The sequence below is a fragment of the Paraburkholderia sp. GAS206C genome, assembly GCF_050435645.1.
GTDB classification, from domain to species: domain Bacteria; phylum Pseudomonadota; class Gammaproteobacteria; order Burkholderiales; family Burkholderiaceae; genus Paraburkholderia; species Paraburkholderia phenazinium_B.
Map to the genome: position 1 here is coordinate 1 of NZ_JBNDKR010000011.1, position 16,961 is coordinate 16,961.

A 16,961-nucleotide genomic window follows, 5' to 3' on the forward strand; every position below is an offset into this window, starting at 1 on the left:
CCAGCGACATCTCTGCATTGCTGCCGCATCGCTGGCAACCAACCGTGACCGTCGATTAGCGTAGCTCGTCAAGGCGCGTTCCCCAGCCGCTTACCTTGAATCTTCCACGCTCGATATTCAAAGCTAATATGCGTATCGCCTTGCTTGAGAGTCTTGCCGACATCGTTGCAACACTTCGGAGCGTTGCAACGGTTCGAGATGCGATTGACGGAGTGGATGGTGCCGGCAAGACTTTCTTTGCAGATGAGCTCGCTACTCTTGTGCAATCACGCGGACGACCGGTTATCCGTGCTTCGGCTGACCATTTCCATAATCCTCGCGAGCTCCGCTACCGGCGCGGAAGAAGTTCGCCTGAGGGCTACTACCACGACACCTACAACTACCCTGAACTATACAAAAAATTGTTGGCGCCGCTCGGATATGGCGGATCTGGCATATTTCAACGCGCCGCGTTCGATGTAGGTGCGGATAAGGTTCTGTTTGCTGCCGAGGAACTCGCGCTGCCTAATAGCATCCTGATTTTCGATGGGATGTTCCTGCACCGACCAGAATTGCGAGCGGTCTGGGATTTTTCACTTTTCCTTACCGTCCCGTTTTCTGTCTCCGTTCCACGAGGTGCGAGTCGAGGCCCCGGTTGGGGATCGCCCGATCCCGTGGCCGAGTCGAACCGTCGATATGTCGACGGACAGAAGCTTTATCTGAATGAGTGCCGGCCCGAAAGTCTGGCGACCGTCGTCGTAGACAACTCGGATCTCTCTGTTCCTTTGATTGTCGCGGGCCGAGAAGTCATGGGAAGACATTCGGGACGCGCATGAGACGGAGTCTGGCCAACTGCGGTTGTTCGACAAGGCCATTCAGATCCGAGATAATCAATCGCGCAGTACCAGCGCCATTGCACCGCTAGTTGGGAGATACGATGAGTCCTCGTCTTGCATTCAGATTTGCCATGCAGTGTATTGCCGCGGTCGTGTGCATTTACGGCGTGTTCAGATACCCCGATCAGTCGCAGTTCTGGATACTTGAGTTCTTTGCCGTTCTGATCTTTGCGTACACGGTGTACACAGCCATAGCAGATCGGCGAGAGGCGGCGAGGTCCAATGGGTGACTGCGTATTTTGCAAGATTGCCGAGGAGCGCCAAGAGAGCGAATCGGTCATCTTTGAAGACGATCATGTTATTGCGCTCATCGCGCTTTACCAGAAGCCGAGGAATTTAGGCCACGCTCTTCTGTTTCCGAAGGCTCATATCGAAAATATCTACGAGCTTCCAAAAGAACTAGACTCGGCTCTTATGGCAGGTTTGCGGAGGCTCGCAAAGGCCTCAAGGGGCGCGTTTTCGACCGATGGGATACAGATTCGCCAGAATAACGAACCTGCAGCAGGTCAGGACGTGTTTCATCTACATTTTCACGTCATTCCTCGCTTCAAGAACGACGACTTCGAAAATACTCGCTACGAGCGTATATCCGCCGAGAAGCGAGCGGCGCTTACGAGCCAGTTGCAATTTGGTCTCTGACCAGCCGAACGACTGCTTTCGAGAAAATCGAAGGTCGCTTATGGGTCGCAAGCGGTTCTGCGCGATGCAACATCGTCGGCCCGCGTTGCACGTCAATACAGCCAATGGACTTAAATCCAGCGAAAGCGGTTGCGGGCGTCAGTTGCTGGGGTGCGGACGACGCGCCATCCAATCTAGCCAGCCCCGGCTATCATTGGTGATCCATGCGCGAGCCTCGGCATCGTCAGTAAAGCCGGTGATCTGCTGTTCGTAACCGTCAGGCCACATAGCGCGCACTATGTACTCCGACCGGTCATTAAGCTGCACCGCCTCAAACGTTATGCACTTCGCATCGCTCATGCTGGGCCTCGGCTTTTTGTGACCCGATCATACGGCGCTGGGCGTATGTCTTGTTTGAATCACCACTCTAATCCGGAGGACGGCAGAAGACAGCCGCTCCGACGCGCGTTGAAAGCTTTGGCGGAGAATGAATGAGCGGCAGAATCATGTCGATAACGAGCCGGCCCCCCTTGCACCGAGTTCGCTCAACGGCTAACAGCGGACGGTCGACATCGTGGGCTGCTTCGTTGACAACTCGTCACGATAGGGATGATCCAGAGTCCAGGCGTAGAACCAGGAATTGAACAATCGGGTAATGCAAGAATGACATCTCAAACAGAAATCTATTTAAAAGATTTTCATCGGCGCCGGGCAGGAGCAACGCGCCGAGCCTATGGCAACCACCCTGCGCGATCCGCGCATGCGGAATACCCGTCTTCCTATCATGCGCTGGCGAAGCGGGTGCCAAATGATGGGATGCCGCGCACAGTGCTCGATCTGGCATGCGGCGACGGGCCACTGCTGCAAATTCTGAATGACAGGGGCAACTCAGCAACGAAGTTGATTGGCCTCGACATGAGCGACGGCGAGTTGAGCGCCGCCCGGACAGTGCTGCCGCAGGATGTTCGCTTGATCAATGAGCGCGCACAAGACTTGTCGCTGGATACCGGCTCGATCGATTACGTTCTGTCGCACATGGCTTTGATGTTGATGGACGACATAGAGCAAGTGATCCGTGAAATTCGTCGGGTATTGCGTGAAGGCGGTAGTCTTTCAGCTGTCGTCGGGCGGGCCTTTCTGACCGGGCCAGTTGGTGAAGTCTTTTTAGATATATTCAGACCGATTGCGAAGGCAAACCTGGGACACCTACCACTCGGTGATGCACGCACACGCAGCGAATCCGGTTGGAGCGAATTACTCCAGCATGGTTTCGCTAATGTCGTCTTCGAAGACATCGAAGTTGACTGGACGCCTACGCCAGAGCAGTTATGGTCGGACATGCTGGACACCTATGATGCAGACAGGATGTCGGAAACAGCGCGGGCACAGTTCAAGAGCGAACTATTGTCGGCGTTTGCGCCCATGCAACGCGAAGACGGAACGTTAAAGACGGGATGGGGCCTGCGTCTTATCCAGGCTAGTGCTGCCTAACGCCCGGCCAACAACAGCCACTCGACACCATCGCATTGATCGCTGACAATCGATGGCGTACCGCAATCGAGAGAGAACAATGGACCACAAAGAACTCCTTCAGCTTTCTCGGCAGCTTTCACCAGCGGATGTATGTGCGCAGTTGCTCGCCCTATGCGTTGTCGAATATAGCTATACGCCGGATTTAAGCATTGCCCTTGAACTCAATGACGCTGAAGGAACGCTCGCGGATACGGGCCGGGGAATGAGATTGACGCCGGATAAGGGCGACACGCTCGCACACGCCGAGCGGGCGCTTACCGGCTTCTACCCATGTCTTTCTTCAAGTCCAGATTTTGACGCAATTCTTCGCGAACTGGTCTGGGGTGAACACGGTTCACCAGGCCCGTCGGTCGCCAACTTTGCTTGCCGGTCATTGAAGTTCACCAGTATGAGAGATGGCGAGGTTTGGTCGCAAAGTTACAGCTATGGGGCACCTTCTGGCCCTGCGGTGATGCTCGGCTCGACGGAAACGACCGGTACTGTCATTGATTTCAAAACCACCGCGCCCATCAATCATGCCGTTGTCGCGACGCTCGTGGAGGCACTGCGTTCTCGCATCCACGGGCTTTCCATAGCGTTTCGATCTCACGGCAGGAGTCAGTAGCCGACAACGTTGCATTCGACAGCACCAGGAAGACCGTGAGTCCAGAAACACATCGCAGCCTGAGACTTGGCTTCGTGTGGTCACACGATATCGGCCAATTCCAGTCACACAATCCGTGAGCCGAGAGCGCTCACAATCGGGCCGGGAGTGTACTCCGGTAGACTTCGATTATTGCCAACCTCGCGGCGACAACATGGACACCCAGCTTTTGGTCATATGCGGGCTCACTTTTGTAATCCATGTGATCGCGACGCTTGCGTATGCGGTACGGATTGCTGGTGTTCGCACGCGCCGTATCGCCGTGTCATTTTCTCTATTCGGGATCATCGCCCTAGTTTCCAGGACGGCAAATTCCTTTCAAGGACCATTCATAGCGAAGCGGGTTGAGCTAGATATTGCTCATCACATGGAGCATGGCCTACTCGGCGACTTTCGGCTTTTCCTGCTGACCGCCACGGTGGCAAGCACTGTCGGTGCATTTCTAATTCCCACGTTCCAGCGGTATTTCAGCCGTGCTATCGATCACTTTCAAGCAAATCGCTCGATCCCTCGCCTGCTACTCCATATCTTCAGCCGAGGGGGCGTCAGCTACATTCGGCTTGGAGCACGGCTTCCGTCCCGGCATAACGTCAGCCAACTGGCCACTGGCGCAGGCGTTTCCTGGAAAGTCATAGGACTGAACGTTATCGCGATGGCGATCTGGACGGTCGGCGTTTTCGCATCGCTTTACGCTGGATACTTGAAGCCCGATTTGCGGGTCACTTGCGCGAATCTATCGTCAGTTATCAATGGCTTTGCGACCGTGGTATTGGCGGTCGTCATCGATCCGCAAGTTTCAGTGATGACGGACGACGTAATCGAAGGCCGGATTCCGGAAAACAGCCTCCGGCGGGCAATTACAACTCTCGCGGGCGCACGCGTTCTCGGGACACTGTGTGCGCAGGCGGTACTCGTTCCAGCGGCATTGATCATTGTTCGCATCGCTGAACTCATTTAGCGCGCCGACCAATACTGGAAATCGCGACCTCTCTTGCGCATCGCACTGAACCGAACGTGTCGGGCAGCGCGCGCTTTGATGCGCTTCTCGCGGTCGCTCAACGTGGTACGCATCGCTGATATGCGCTGCCGATATCGGCGACACAGAACGCGGGTGCCGAACACACCTTCCACTCCAACGAACGAGAACACATATCACTGCCCAAGCGTCCGCTCAAAAAACGCCACTACATCGCGATTCATTTCGCTGTGAAACGCCACACGATCAAAGCCCGATCGGGACGTGCAGATCTCCGGAATTTCGCGCGCGGCCGATGCGCTACACGCAGGCAGAAAATCGTAGTGGTCAGCATTCTCCACAAGGTGAAAATCCGGCGCGGCGGGCAGCGCGGCACGCACGACGTCCGCGTAGTCGGGAGCGGGCTCCACGTGGTCGAACCGTGCGCTCCATAGCTGAACGGGGACGTGAACATCGACGAGTCCTCCCCGACCAAAGACGAAGCCGACAGCCGGAGCCGCGACGACGACTGCACGAACGCGCGTGTCGTGCACCCAGACCGATGCTGGCAGCGTCGCGAAACGATCCATTAGTCCAGGCGTGCCGCGCACGACGGCACAGGTGTCGGTGTCCGGGTGCTCAACGCAGTATGGTCCAATCAGACCGAGGTCCGGCACGCCGCCGGCAGCGACGAGCGCGGTCAAGCCGCCGGCGGAAAAGCCGAACACGCCGATCCGGCTTGCATCGATCGACGCATGTTGTGGCCAACTGGCGACCATGTAATCCGTAAGCCGCTTGAGTTGCTCGGGACGAACCCAGAGCTGCGCGGTACGGCTGTGATCGTCGAAACTGTCGCCGCGGTGTGTCACAGCCGCGACGACGAATCCGGCCCGTACGAGCGCAAGCGCCGTGTCGTAATGACCCCCGTACCACCCGCCAGACCCATGCGATATGAGAATCAACGGCAGGTCCCGCCCAGCGATGGGCGCATTCAACGCGACTGTTTGGGTCGCCCCGCCGATCCGATGCGGCGACGCCTGCGCATCGGTCGGATACCAGACGCCGGCGTCCAGCGGCTGTTCGTCGCCATCGGGAATCTCGATTGCCTGAAAACCGACATCGGCAGCGCACGCAGTTTGCAGCGTGGTTAGAAGGAACGCCACAAGAAGCAGGGTCGTGACGGGGCGCACGGTAGAGCTCCGTGTAGGAGTGGGAGCTTAAAGTGCACCAGGACGCAGAGGATTGTCAACCTGACGCGCCCCGGTGGCTGTTGCCCCGACGAAGCTCTTTGGTGAAGACGACGAATCATCGAACACAGCCCGCTTCATCTTCGATAACCAGGCGCCCACGCCGTCGCCCTTGTCAGGCCTTGTTAGTCGTCACGACGTAGCGCGGTGCCGCCTTGGCGTTGGCGAACTTCGGCGTCAGCGCACGGCGATCCGCTTCCCAGCGCGTCCAGTCGTTTCCATCCTGCAGTGTCGGGATCGTCACGAGTTCGCCCTGATCCAGGCCGGCCAGCGCCGCGTCGACCAGGTCTTCAGCCGTCATTGTGCTGGCAGCCTCTTTCTGACTGGAATAGCCAGCCACGTCCCAGAACTCGGTGGCGGTCGCTGCCGGTAGCACCGTCTGGATGCGCACGCCCTTATCAGCGAGGTCGCGCTGCAGCGCGTGACCGAAGCTCAGGACGTAGGACTTCGAGGCGCTGTAGACGCCGTTCAGCAGTTCCACGGCGATGCCCACTGCCGAACTGATGTTGATGATCGTGCCGGACGCCTTGCTGACGAACCCTGGCGCCACGGCATAGGCCAGGCGCGTCAGCGCGGTGATGTTCAGGTCGATCATCGCCTCCATCTCGTCGACGTCTCCCTTGAGAATCGACGCAACCGAGCCGACGCCAGCGTTGTTCACCAGCGTCGTGATGCTCTTGTCGTCGCGCAGCACGTTCTCGATCTTCGAAAGGCCGGCCTTGTCGTTGAGGTCAGCGGCGATGGTATTCACCGAGCGTCCAGTTTCCGCCTGCAGGCGGGAGGCCAGCGCGTTCAGGCGCTCGGCGTTGCGGGCCACCAGGATGAGATCGTAGCCGCGCCTGGCAAGGCGGTCGGCGTACACGGCGCCGATGCCGGCGGATGCACCCGTGATCAGCGCGGTGCCTTTCGGAGGGGTGTTAGAGGAAGAAGAGGTCATGGTCGTTTCTCTTTCGGAATGTTTGCCCGACGGGATGTCAGGGGTTGGAGGCCATTCTGACTGTGACATCACACATCCTCAATGACATAGATGCAATGATTTACGCCATGACGTTCTGGCCTTTATCTCTCGCTGAAATGTCCGTTTTGTGATATATGCAATATATTGTGACAACTGCGTGCGAGGCGATCATGCACACTGTCGGACTCGTCGTTTATCCCAACTTCCAGGCGCTAGGGCTTGCCGTTGCCAGCGTCTTCGAATACGCGAATCTTCTGCGCGGAGAGAGGGGCTATCAATTCCGCCTCGTATCTGAAGAGGGCGGCCCCGTGATGACGTCGCAGAGCTTTTCCGTCAATACGGATCGGCTTCGGGACTCGACATACGACACGCTCATTGTTGCCGGTGACAATGAGTGCCGTCTCCCGCCCGCCAGCCTGCTGGACTACATCCACAACGCGCCGAGCCAGAGCCGGCGCGTCGCAGCGATCTGCACCGGGACGTTTGTACTGGCCGCGGCCGGGTTGCTCGGAGGGAAGCACGCCACGACGCACTGGTTTCATGCTCAGGACTTCAAAAAGCAATACCCCGACGTGCTGCTCGATGAAGACCGGATCTTCGTGGTGGACGGACAAATCTGGACGTCGGCGGGCATGAGCGCCGGAGTCGACCTTGCGCTCGCGATCGTTGAAAAGGATTTCGGGTTGAAGACGGCCCGCATGGTCGCGCGCAAGCTCGTGTTGCATCAGCGGCGCGGTGGCGGGCAGTCACAGTTCTCGGCGCTGCTGGAGCTGGATGCAAAGTCCGACCGCGTGCAGATGGCGCTTACCTATGCAACGGAGAATCTTGGCCGCGACCTGTCGGTCGAGGCCCTGGCTGAAGTCGCGCGGCTGAGTCCACGTCAATTCAGCCGGGTGTTTCGTGATGAAACCGGCCAGTCGCCCGCCAAGGCCGTCGAGCGTCTGCGCGTGGAGGCGGCCCGGCTGATGATGGAGACGACGCGGCACCCGATCGAAATCATTGCCCGCGAGACTGGATTCGGCGACCGGGAACGCATGCGGCAGGCGTTTCTCCGCGCATTTGGGCAGCCGCCCCAAGCCATCCAGCGAACCTCGGCGGGAGCAGCGCTAGCGCTGTAAAGCCTGACAATGCTTCAAGGCGGATTGCAGTCCGCCAGCCCCGATCCGCAGGCAAAGCATTGAGGGAAATCCATCAAATTTGGTCGTGCCGACCGGCCGTCGATCAAGTACTGTTTGTTCCAACCCAGCGGCGTTCACCGCTGGGTCATAACCGCAGCGGCCCTCCGGCCAGCAGGCAGACAGGAGACAAGCATGTCATCGACGCCCCCGCCCGGCACGTCCAAGCCCGGCCTGACCGACGAGACGTTCGACGATCGCATCAGCGAGCAGTGGTATCAGCCGCGCATTCCGCGCGCCGTCCTCAAAGATCTGATGAAACGTAGCGACGCAGCAGGTCTGCGCAATTTCGGACTGTGGCTCGTGCTGCTGATTGTCTCGGGCGTGGTCGCCGGCTTGACCTGGGGCACCTGGTGGGCGGTGCCGGCGTTCTTCGTGTACGGCACGATCTATTCGTCGAGTGACGCCCGCTGGCATGAACTCGCGCACGGCACGCCGTTCAAGACGCGCTGGCTCAATGATGCGTTCTATCACCTGTCGTCGTTCATGACGATCCGCGAAGCCTACTGGTGGCGCTGGAGTCACGCTCGGCACCACACGCATACCTACTTCGTCGAGCGCGACCCGGAAATTCAGGTGACGCGTCCGACCAAGGTGCTGCCGATAGTGCTCGACTTCCTGGCGTTGATCGGCGGCGTCGCTGAAATTCGCAAGACCGTTCGCCATGCGTTTGGGCGCGTCGACGCCGTCACTGAAGCGTTTCTGCCTGCCAGCGAAAAACCCAAGATGATCTGGTCGTCACGGATCTATCTTGCGGTGATCGTGGCGACGATCGTGCTAGCAATTGCATTGCGCAGCTTCCTGCCGCTAATGTTTATCTGGACCCCGCGTTTCTACGGCGGCTGGCTGCATCAACTGCTCGGCCTCACGCAGCACGCCGGGCTTGGCGTCAACGTCAAGGATCATCGGCTCAACACCCGCACGGTGTATATCAATCCGGTGTTCCGCTTCCTGTATCTGAACATGAACTATCACCTCGAGCATCACCTGTTGCCGATGGTGCCTTTTCATGCACTGCCGCGCCTGCACGACGTGATCAAGGAGCAGTTGCCACCGGCCTATCCGAGCCTCTATGCGACTTATCGCGAGATGGTGCCGGCATTGTGGAGGCAACGGCGCGATCCGACCCACGTCATCAAGCGCACATTGCCCGATCAGGGTTCCGGCGCACAGTCGAATTTCACTGCTCAACCGAGTGCATAAAACCCGTTCAGATTTCGGTAGCAGTCCGTATTCAATCTAGTTCTGGCATCCCGGAGGCATTGTGGCAGTCGATACCGGCAACACGAAGTGGGTCGTTGCGTGCGCAACCGACGACATCGATGAAGAGGACGTGCTGCGCTTCGATCACGAAGGCGCGAGCTACGCGGTATATCGGCTGGCGAAGGGCTTTCATGCATCGGACGGCTGGTGCACGCACGAGCAGGCTCATCTGGCCGACGGCTTCGTCGTAAATGGCGAGATCGAATGTCCGTTGCATCAGGGGCGTTTCGACATCGTCAGCGGTAAGCCCCTGAGCCCGCCGGTCTGCGTGAAGCTGCAGACTTACCCGGTCCGCGTCGATGGGCACAACGTGCTGATTGGCCTGCCTGCCACAGCCACCACAGATGTCGCAAAGGACGCCACATGAAAACCGCTGAGCGTGGCGCAATGGTTATCGTCGGCGCGGGCCAGTGCGGCGCGCGTACCGCGCAGGCGCTGCGCGCTAACGGCTGGGAAGGCGACATCACGCTGCTCGGCAACGAGGGGCTCGCGCCCTACGACCGGCCACCTTTGTCGAAGGGCGTGTTGCTGGGTCAAAAGACGGTGGCGCAGTGCGCGCTTTACGACGATGCGTTCTATCGCGACAACCGAATCGATCTGCGGGTCGACGCGCAGGTCACAGCCATCGACCGTGTAGAACGGCGTGTCGTGCTGGGCGAGGGCCGCTCGGTGTCGTACCGGCGGCTGCTGATCGCCACCGGTGCACAGCCGCGCCGCTTGCCGGTGCCGGGGGCGACGCTGGCCGGCGTGCATATGCTGAGATCCGTGCCCGATGCGTTGTCGATCGTCGGCGAACTTGCGCCAGGGCAGAGGATTGCCGTGGTGGGCGCAGGTTTCATCGGTCTGGAGGTCGCGGCGACAGCCATTGCGCGAGGCTGTGGAGTGGTGGTGATCGAAGCGGCCTCGCGTGCGTTGATGCGGGCCGTGCCGGAAGTCGTCGCTGGCTATCTGGTTGAAAGGCATCGGCAGATGGGCGTCGAGGTGCGCTTCGCGGTTCAAGTAGATCAGGTTCTGGGTAGCACGCGCGTGTCGGGACTCAAGTTGTCCGACGGCACCACGGTGGAATGCGATGCGGTCGTCGTCGGGATTGGTGTAACGCCCCGCACCGCATTAGCAGAGGCGGCGGGCATCGATGTCGCGGATGGCATCGCTGTCGACGACACATTGCGGACCAACGATCCTTATATTTTCGCGGCCGGCGACGTATGTTCGTTCCCACACCGGTTGTTTCGCCGACGCATCCGGCTGGAATGCTGGAAGAACGCCGAAGACCATGCGCGAGTCGTGGCGCGCAACATGCTCGAATACGGTGAGACCTATTCGGCCGTGCCGTGGTTCTGGTCGGATCAGTACGACATGACAATCCAGATTGCCGGTATGCCTGCATTCGGTACGACCAGCGTGGTGCGCGAAACCGGTTCGGCGTCCAGAGTATTTTTCGCTCTTGATGGAGATGGCATCCTGGTGGGCGCGAGCGGCGTTGGCAAGGTGAGTGAGATTTCCCGCGAAGTGCGCGTTGCACAGGAGCTGATCGCACGCCGTGCACGCGTCGAACCCGTCGTGCTCGCCGATCATTCGACGAAACTGAAGTCGCTGCTGACGGTGGAGGCGTGATGACGCAACGCTTGCTGGTATTCCAGTCGATGTGGGCGATGGAACGGCGTCATACCGACGGCTTTGAACGCTCGCTCGAAGCAAATCTGCGGATGATCGCCGAGGCGGGATTCGACGGCATCAGCGCGGACTATACACACCGCGAGGATGTGCAGCGACTGGCCGCGTTGCGCAAGACGCACGGTCTCGACGCCGAAGGCCAGTGTTTTCCGCGCACCGTTGACGATCTGCAACCCGTGCTCGAAAACGCCGCTGAATTCGGTGTGCATCACATCGACCTGCAGCCGGATGTCCGTCCGCGCAGTCTCGGGGAAGCACTGACGCTGCTCGACGGCTGGACGCGTCTTGCGGAGCAGGTGGACTTTCCGGTCTACATCGAGACGCACCGCGATCGGATGACAACAGACCTGTTTTTCACACTGGATCTGCTCGACGCGCGGCCGCACCTGAAACTGCTTGGCGACATTTCGCATTACCTCGTCGGACGTGAGTTCGCATGGCCAGTCTCAGACGAAAATCATGCGCTGATGCATCGTATTCTCGATAGTTCGTGGGCCTTTCACGGCCGCGTGGCGAGCCGCGAGCAGGTGCAGATCGAGCTGTCGTTCGAGCCGCACCGGATGTGGGTGGACCTGTTTCTCGACTGGTGGCGTTATGGCTTCGAATCATGGTGCGAGCGTGCCGGCGCCGACGACACCTTGTCGTTCACCTGTGAGCTCGGGCCAAAGCCTTATGCAATCATCGGCCGCGACGGCAACGATACGACTGACCGTTGGCAAGAATCATTGATGCTACGCGACTGGATCCGTGATGTTTGGCACGACGTGCAGCAGCACCGTGCTCACGGTATGCGTGCACACGAAAATGGAGCGGCACGAACCGCCCTCAATCTTCAGGCGGCAGATTCTCGCGCAAGATGACGGTGACCGGAATCTGCTGAAGCGGTGCAACCCCGGGCTCACGATGATAGTGGCGAAGAATAAGTTGGACCGCACGCGTGGCCTCGGCAACCGGATTCTGGTCGATCACCGCATCGAGCGTACCTTCCATTAAAAGACGGCGCGAAGCCTGATTGAGTTCGTGACCGATCAGGACCGTGGAGCGCGCGCGGTTGAGCGCATGCAGCGCGGCACTGATGCCTTCGTCTCCGGCCGAAATATTGTAGATGCCACGCAGATCCGGATAGCGGGCGAACGTATCGCGTGTCAGGCGTTCGGTGCGCTCCGGCCGCTCGAAGCTTTCGACTGTTTCAACGATATCGCAGCGCGGAAACCAGCGCCGCAGTACTGAACGAAAGCCGTTTTCGCGCTCTTCGTGCGCCAGAAAGTCATGCATGCCTGTGATGACGAGAACCTGGCCGCCGGCATCGCCGAGAAATCGCCCCATCAGTTCGCCGGCGACCCGGCCCGCGCCGCGATTGTCGATGCCGACGTAAGCAAGCCTTCCGGTGCCGGGCAGGTCGCTGGCGAGCGTCACGACAGGAATGACCGGGCTCAGCTTGCGAACCGCCGCGCTAATGTCCGGATGCTCGTAGGCGACCATCACCAGTGCATCTGCTTTTTGCGTCGCGCGGTGGATGGTGTCGACAATACAGGCGGGGTCGAGACTATCGAAGTAGGTGACCGCGCAGATCGCGCGCTGCGCCTCGAAGGATTGCTGCGCGAGTTCGAAGCCGCGCTTCAGGCTGACGAAATAGGGCGCCGCGGGCTGCTGCATGAGGATGGCAATGCGCAGCCAGCGCGCCGGCACCGCGCCGAGCGCACGGTCGAGTTTCAGCTTGCGCGCCCATTCCAGTACCCGCGCCTCCTTGTCGCGCGCCACGCCGCCGCGGCCGTTGAGGACGCGATCCACGGTGGCCTCGCTGACGCCGGCTGCCTTGGCGACATCCGCCATGCTGGTTTTGCGGTGCGGATTCGAGGGCATCGATACGGAGGACTCGCGCAGTTGGGGTCGGCGATGGGTTGCGTCGATGCATGATCGCATCAAGACCGGCGCGATATCAAGTGACCGATCCGCCACCGCCCGACGCGAGCATGTAGTTCATCACGCTCATGGCGAGTAAGATGCCTTTTGGCGGGCGTCGACCTGAAGGACGCATTCAACAAAGGAGGCGGCATGGGTGTGGGCGACAAGGAAAAGCAGGGGATGTCGTGTGAACGGCTGGAACGGATCGAGCGTTTCGTCGACGACAACTATATTGCCACCGGCAAGTTGGCAGGTGCCCTTGTCCAGGTGTGGCGGGGTGGCGGACTTGCGTTGAACTCGGTGCTTGGCCTCGCCGACCGCGAGCGGCAGGTGCCGATGGCTGAGGATTCGATCTTCCGTATCTACTCGATGACCAAGCCCATCACGTCGGTGGCGGTCATGATGCTGGTCGAGGAGTGCAAGATTGCTCTGGACGATCCTGTCAGCAAGTACATCCCGTCATGGGACAAGCTGGGCGTTCACGTGGGGGGCTTCATGGAAAGCTTCCAGACGCGTCCGACGGGCCGCCCGATGCTCGTGGTCGATCTGCTGCGCCATACCTCCGGTTTGACGTATGGCTTTCAGCAGAATACCAATGTCGACGCGGCCTATCGCAAGCTGAAGATAGGCGAGCTCGCGACTGCGGGCACGCTGGAGGAGATGATCGAGAAGCTGGCCACGTTGCCGCTCGAATTTTCGCCGGGCGAAGCGTGGAACTATTCCGTTGCCACGGACGTACTCGGTTATATCGTGGGCAAGGTCAGCGGAACGCCGTTCGAGGTCTTTCTGAAAGAACGGATCTTCGATCCGTTGGGTATGGTCGACACGGCCTTCTACGTGCCGGAAGAAAAGGTGTCCCGTTTCTGCGCGTGCTATGCCATCGGCGCACTCGGCTCGAAGATCGCCTCCGCGCAAGCGCCGACGTTGCAGGATGATCCTCACGTCAGCCCGTATCTCAAGCCGCCCACTTTTGTTTCCGGCGGCGGTGGCCTCGTATCCACGGCGACCGATTACATGCGCTTTGCGCGCATGCTGCTCCAGGGTGGCGAGCTGGATGGCGTGCGTCTGCTCGGCCCCAGGACGCTGGCACTGATGACCAGCAATCATCTGCCGGGTGGTGTTGATCTGCCTCGCCTGTCGCGCTCGATGTTCAGCGAGGCCATCTACGAAGGGATCGGTTTTGGACTCGGCTTTGCCACTACTATTACGCCCGCGGCCACTCTGATTCCGGGCAGTGCGGGTGACTTTTTCTGGGGCGGTGCGGCCAGTACGTTCTTCTGGGTCGATCCGCGCGAGGACCTGATCGTGCTGTTCCTCACTCAACTCCTGCCGTCGTCCGCGCACCCGGTGCGTCGTCAGTTGCGGACGATGGTTTATAGCGCGATTACGGACTCTGGATCCTGAGGTCCGCGCCTTTGGCCGTAGCTGCTCGCCGCAAATCCTGAAGCGCACAGCCAGTTTTTAGTCAGAGCACACGATGAAGTTTGCGTTTTCAATAAGGCCAGCCGGGGCGGAAGACTCGGCGCGCATCGCGGTACTTGGTGCTCACGTGTGGGTGCATACCTATGCCACAGCCGGCGTTTCCGATGTCATTGCCCAATATGTCCTGATGACATTTACATCCGAAAAAATTCTGGCGCTGATGAACGATCCGGGCATCGTCGTGTTGGTTGCCGAGGCAGAAGGCGGCCTTGCAGGCTATATCGTCATGCGCTTCGGCTCGTACCATGCAGATGTCCCCATCGAGATTGAAACGCTCTACATCCAGGACTCGTTTGCCGGTCGCGGAGTCGGATCCGCATTATTGACCCAAGCCAGAGACACTGCGGCGGCGAGAACCGGAAATCGAGCAGTCTGGCTAATCGTCAACTCGCAAAACGAGAAGGCGATTTCCTTCTATCGTTCACGTGGAATGACGCAGGAGGGGATCGCATACTTTGAGCTTGGCGGTGTCAAACACGAGAACAAGGTAATGGTCGCAAGGGACTGACGGGGCCCTTCCGGTTGTACCCAATCCACGATTGATCAGACCCGGCTGCCCATGAGAAAGTACTTGCGCTTTTGATACTAAGGCAACCCCACCCACGCGATTCTGTCCGACCGCATCTTGACGTACTCTGGATCGGCGGCTAACGCTGGAGAGACTTGACTCCAGGTCAACTCCGACGGTCGTCCATAGTAAAGAATGGCGTCGAACTGCTCCTGCATGACAGGAGAGCGGATCGGATCAATAGAAATTTCTTCCGCGACACCATCGTGCATCGTGATCGCGATGTGCGGATAATATGAGCGAAAGCTCATTGCTCCAAGCGGAGTGCCATGAATCGGCACGAGACCTGGCACCTTCCAGGAAGTGACGTCGGGATGTAACGCTGCCAGATCGATGAGTACCGCGGACCAGACCGAATAGACTTTGACACCCTGACTCTCCAGCAACGAAACGATTGAATTCGCCGGCTTGTTGAATCGCTGCTCTGCTTTCGCCTGGTCTTTCATTTGCCAGTACGGGCTCTTACGCAAAAAGTGCATCGCGCCGTAGACGACCAAAGCGCGGCGCTGCCTGGCTAGCACTTCACGCTGGATAATTTCCACGGGACAACTATCCCGGTTAGCCATGACGGTGGTGGCTTTGTATTCCTCGGCATTGTTGATCTTCGACCAGTCTACCGGCGGGTCTCCGAGCAGGACGCGAATCTGCCGGTCCTTTGGCAACGAAGCATTCACAGCGCGTACTTCGCGGAAAAACCCCTCAAAAACAGGGCGATCCCACACATCGTGAGGTTGCGTGGTGTTCTGCCAAGCCTGGCGCAGTTCTTTTTCCGGCACATCTTCGCCCGCAACGAAGCGGTCCATCACCCCCTGGTAAAGGGAATTGCCGCATTCAACGACGATATCGCTCACGATGTCAGCAAACCGCGGGTCCCGTATCAGCGCGACTCTTAAAGCATAGGCTTGTTCGCAGCCGTGGCCGCCGTCGCAGAGTGCCACGACGTTATGCGTTTTGAAGGCTTCAAGAATGCCGTTGATCGGATCGATGGGAATTGCAGCTGTTGTCATCGGGTGTGCTCCGTCTCAGTTAGCTGAAGGATTACTTTACGTCACTTCCGACGCAGAACGCAGCGCTTGTCGAAGAGGCCGCTGCAGCGGCCGGCTCGCTCGAGGCATAGGCACGTCAGCTGGAAAACGCGGTTTCCTCGTTCCGGCTTGTCGCGCAGACGTAAGCATCGGATATGCGGGTTTCATATTGGGGACGGGGGCCATTTGGGGGTAATTCCAGAAATAGAAATTCACCCTTGCGGACAACGCGCTTAATTATTATCGATCACTTTCCTAAACTGAGAGTCTAGGCCTTTCGCAGGCATAGATTGTTGCCAGGAGTGAAACGTGTCTTGTGCCAGCCCTGAGCGGCGATCTCCGGTGTGCTTCACGTATGTCACTGCGAACGGTCGCGCGAGTTTGTTTGGATCGCCACGAGACAAGCGCACAACGACCGCCGTGGATAAAACGAATGGATCGTTCGCGCTGACATTCCAGTCCAATCAAGGAGAACGGGTCATGAACAAGGCAACCAGCACATTAATCGCGGCGGTCGCCGCACTTACGCTGTCGGCCGGCGCCTATGCACAGAACAACACGCTGGCGACCCCGAGCACCGTGTCGCCGGCCGCTGCAACGAGCGGATACGGCACGCCTGGTGCGACTAACTCGGACAGTGGTACGGGCTCCGGGGCTACGAGCTCAAGCATGCCGAATAGCGTCAGCAATAGCTCGACGTCTCTCGTCAATGCGCCCGGGAGTCACAATACGCTGGCGACTCCGAGCACTGTGTCGCCGGCTGGTCAGTAACGGTATCAAGCCTGGTCATTCACCAGCTATCCTAAGAAAGACCGCTGTCCCCACGGGCAGCGGTCTTTTGTCTTTTTTGGGCCTCTTTCTGGGAGAGGCGTGCGGCACACCGACTGGTTGCCTGTCCTTAGGATGACCGCTTCGCACAGGCCCGCTATGATGCATTCCGCATTGACCTTTGCTCAGCCATCTACAGACTTTGATCCCTCGTAACAGATCGACGACAATCTGTTAGCCTGCACTCAACCAACGCAGTCCAGATTCAAGGC

At 59.0% G+C, this 16,961-nt stretch carries 18 protein-coding genes; 13 read left to right on the plus strand and 5 right to left on the minus strand.

From position 1 onward, the window contains the following. Positions 1 to 95 precede the first annotated feature (95 nt). The gene (locus P3T20_RS28420; RefSeq protein WP_429288509.1) at positions 96 to 815 is read left to right on the plus strand and encodes a hypothetical protein; all 720 of its coding nucleotides are present in this window, start codon (positions 96 to 98) and stop codon (positions 813 to 815) included. A 282-nt stretch (positions 816 to 1,097) separates the two neighbouring features. Continuing rightward, positions 1,098 to 1,514, plus strand: a complete 417-nt coding sequence (locus P3T20_RS28425) for an HIT family protein (RefSeq protein ID WP_429288510.1) — start codon at positions 1,098 to 1,100, stop codon at positions 1,512 to 1,514. Positions 1,515 to 1,652: 138 nt separating this feature from the next. Here the strand turns inward: P3T20_RS28425 and P3T20_RS28430 are convergent, their stop codons facing one another. Beyond that, positions 1,653 to 1,853: a hypothetical protein gene (locus tag P3T20_RS28430; protein ID WP_429288511.1), complete on the minus strand. Its 201-nt coding sequence runs from the start codon at positions 1,851 to 1,853 to the stop codon at positions 1,653 to 1,655. Positions 1,854 to 2,156: 303 nt separating this feature from the next. Between P3T20_RS28430 and P3T20_RS28435 the strand changes: the two genes are divergently transcribed. The 3 genes from P3T20_RS28435 to P3T20_RS28445 all read left to right on the plus strand — a co-directional run bounded on the left by P3T20_RS28435 (position 2,157) and on the right by P3T20_RS28445 (position 4,627). Further along, positions 2,157 to 2,984 (plus strand): class I SAM-dependent methyltransferase, encoded by an 828-nt coding sequence (locus P3T20_RS28435; protein ID WP_429288512.1) that lies wholly within the window; start codon positions 2,157 to 2,159, stop codon positions 2,982 to 2,984. A 79-nt stretch (positions 2,985 to 3,063) separates the two neighbouring features. Next, complete coding sequence (locus tag P3T20_RS28440) at positions 3,064 to 3,630, plus strand: hypothetical protein (RefSeq protein ID WP_429288513.1); 567 nt, start codon at positions 3,064 to 3,066, stop codon at positions 3,628 to 3,630. 193 nt (positions 3,631 to 3,823) lie between these two features. Then, on the plus strand, positions 3,824 to 4,627 hold the full coding sequence (locus P3T20_RS28445; protein ID WP_429288514.1) for a lipid II flippase Amj family protein: 804 nt from the start codon (positions 3,824 to 3,826) through the stop codon (positions 4,625 to 4,627). A gap of 194 nt (positions 4,628 to 4,821) precedes the next feature. Here P3T20_RS28445 and P3T20_RS28450 read toward each other — a convergent pair whose 3' ends face one another. After that, the gene (locus tag P3T20_RS28450) at positions 4,822 to 5,814 is read right to left on the minus strand and encodes an alpha/beta hydrolase family protein (RefSeq protein WP_429288515.1); all 993 of its coding nucleotides are present in this window, start codon (positions 5,812 to 5,814) and stop codon (positions 4,822 to 4,824) included. A 172-nt stretch (positions 5,815 to 5,986) separates the two neighbouring features. Further along, entirely contained in the window at positions 5,987 to 6,808 is an 822-nt protein-coding gene (locus P3T20_RS28455; RefSeq protein WP_429288516.1) for an SDR family NAD(P)-dependent oxidoreductase, read from the minus strand. Between the two features lie 191 nt (positions 6,809 to 6,999). Here P3T20_RS28455 and P3T20_RS28460 point away from each other — a divergent pair, with 191 nt between their 5' ends. The 5 genes from P3T20_RS28460 to P3T20_RS28480 all read left to right on the plus strand — a co-directional run bounded on the left by P3T20_RS28460 (position 7,000) and on the right by P3T20_RS28480 (position 11,801). Continuing rightward, positions 7,000 to 7,947 carry a GlxA family transcriptional regulator gene (locus P3T20_RS28460; RefSeq protein ID WP_429288517.1) on the plus strand — a complete coding sequence of 316 codons (948 nt, stop codon included), beginning with the start codon at positions 7,000 to 7,002 and terminating at the stop codon, positions 7,945 to 7,947. 192 nt (positions 7,948 to 8,139) lie between these two features. Next, positions 8,140 to 9,207, plus strand: coding sequence for a fatty acid desaturase family protein (locus P3T20_RS28465; protein ID WP_429288518.1), 1,068 nt, complete (start codon positions 8,140 to 8,142; stop codon positions 9,205 to 9,207). 61 nt (positions 9,208 to 9,268) lie between these two features. Then, entirely contained in the window at positions 9,269 to 9,634 is a 366-nt protein-coding gene (locus tag P3T20_RS28470) for a non-heme iron oxygenase ferredoxin subunit (RefSeq protein WP_429288519.1), read from the plus strand. Further along, positions 9,631 to 10,881 carry an NAD(P)/FAD-dependent oxidoreductase gene (locus P3T20_RS28475; RefSeq protein ID WP_429288520.1) on the plus strand — a complete coding sequence of 417 codons (1,251 nt, stop codon included), beginning with the start codon at positions 9,631 to 9,633 and terminating at the stop codon, positions 10,879 to 10,881. The genes P3T20_RS28470 and P3T20_RS28475 overlap by 4 nt, the downstream gene beginning before the upstream one ends. Next, positions 10,881 to 11,801, plus strand: coding sequence for a sugar phosphate isomerase/epimerase family protein (locus tag P3T20_RS28480; protein WP_429288521.1), 921 nt, complete (start codon positions 10,881 to 10,883; stop codon positions 11,799 to 11,801). The genes P3T20_RS28475 and P3T20_RS28480 overlap by 1 nt, the downstream gene beginning before the upstream one ends. On the opposite strand, the gene P3T20_RS28485 is transcribed toward P3T20_RS28480, so the two are convergent. Further along, positions 11,767 to 12,774, minus strand: coding sequence for a LacI family DNA-binding transcriptional regulator (locus P3T20_RS28485; protein WP_429288522.1), 1,008 nt, complete (start codon positions 12,772 to 12,774; stop codon positions 11,767 to 11,769). The two genes, P3T20_RS28480 and P3T20_RS28485, sit on opposite strands and share 35 nt — an antisense overlap. A 222-nt stretch (positions 12,775 to 12,996) precedes the next feature. On the opposite strand from P3T20_RS28485, the gene P3T20_RS28490 reads away from it, so the two are divergent. Both P3T20_RS28490 and P3T20_RS28495 read left to right on the plus strand, forming a co-directional pair. Next, on the plus strand, positions 12,997 to 14,250 hold the full coding sequence (locus tag P3T20_RS28490) for a serine hydrolase domain-containing protein (protein ID WP_429288523.1): 1,254 nt from the start codon (positions 12,997 to 12,999) through the stop codon (positions 14,248 to 14,250). 73 nt (positions 14,251 to 14,323) lie between these two features. Further along, complete coding sequence (locus P3T20_RS28495; protein WP_429288524.1) at positions 14,324 to 14,836, plus strand: N-acetyltransferase family protein; 513 nt, start codon at positions 14,324 to 14,326, stop codon at positions 14,834 to 14,836. Between the two features lie 77 nt (positions 14,837 to 14,913). On the opposite strand, the gene P3T20_RS28500 is transcribed toward P3T20_RS28495, so the two are convergent. Continuing rightward, entirely contained in the window at positions 14,914 to 15,903 is a 990-nt protein-coding gene (locus tag P3T20_RS28500; protein ID WP_429288525.1) for a hypothetical protein, read from the minus strand. 498 nt (positions 15,904 to 16,401) lie between these two features. Here P3T20_RS28500 and P3T20_RS28505 point away from each other — a divergent pair, with 498 nt between their 5' ends. Continuing rightward, the gene (locus P3T20_RS28505) at positions 16,402 to 16,692 is read left to right on the plus strand and encodes a hypothetical protein (protein WP_429288526.1); all 291 of its coding nucleotides are present in this window, start codon (positions 16,402 to 16,404) and stop codon (positions 16,690 to 16,692) included. Positions 16,693 to 16,961: the final 269 nt, after the last annotated feature.

Bases quoted from the DNA above. Each gene is read 5' to 3' on its own strand.
- P3T20_RS28425 (WP_429288510.1), top strand. From the start codon at position 1,098: ATGGGTGACTGCGTATTTTGCAAGATTGCCGAGGAGCGCCAAGAGAGC.
- P3T20_RS28430 (WP_429288511.1), bottom strand. From the start codon at position 1,853: ATGAGCGATGCGAAGTGCATAACGTTTGAGGCGGTGCAGCTTAATGAC.
- P3T20_RS28435 (WP_429288512.1), top strand. From the start codon at position 2,157: ATGACATCTCAAACAGAAATCTATTTAAAAGATTTTCATCGGCGCCGG.
- P3T20_RS28440 (WP_429288513.1), top strand. From the start codon at position 3,064: ATGGACCACAAAGAACTCCTTCAGCTTTCTCGGCAGCTTTCACCAGCG.
- P3T20_RS28445 (WP_429288514.1), top strand. From the start codon at position 3,824: ATGGACACCCAGCTTTTGGTCATATGCGGGCTCACTTTTGTAATCCAT.
- P3T20_RS28455 (WP_429288516.1), bottom strand. From the start codon at position 6,808: ATGACCTCTTCTTCCTCTAACACCCCTCCGAAAGGCACCGCGCTGATC.
- P3T20_RS28460 (WP_429288517.1), top strand. From the start codon at position 7,000: ATGCACACTGTCGGACTCGTCGTTTATCCCAACTTCCAGGCGCTAGGG.
- P3T20_RS28465 (WP_429288518.1), top strand. From the start codon at position 8,140: ATGTCATCGACGCCCCCGCCCGGCACGTCCAAGCCCGGCCTGACCGAC.
- P3T20_RS28475 (WP_429288520.1), top strand. From the start codon at position 9,631: ATGAAAACCGCTGAGCGTGGCGCAATGGTTATCGTCGGCGCGGGCCAG.
- P3T20_RS28480 (WP_429288521.1), top strand. From the start codon at position 10,881: ATGACGCAACGCTTGCTGGTATTCCAGTCGATGTGGGCGATGGAACGG.
- P3T20_RS28485 (WP_429288522.1), bottom strand. From the start codon at position 12,774: ATGGCGGATGTCGCCAAGGCAGCCGGCGTCAGCGAGGCCACCGTGGAT.
- P3T20_RS28490 (WP_429288523.1), top strand. From the start codon at position 12,997: ATGGGTGTGGGCGACAAGGAAAAGCAGGGGATGTCGTGTGAACGGCTG.
- P3T20_RS28495 (WP_429288524.1), top strand. From the start codon at position 14,324: ATGAAGTTTGCGTTTTCAATAAGGCCAGCCGGGGCGGAAGACTCGGCG.
- P3T20_RS28500 (WP_429288525.1), bottom strand. From the start codon at position 15,903: ATGACAACAGCTGCAATTCCCATCGATCCGATCAACGGCATTCTTGAA.
- P3T20_RS28505 (WP_429288526.1), top strand. From the start codon at position 16,402: ATGAACAAGGCAACCAGCACATTAATCGCGGCGGTCGCCGCACTTACG.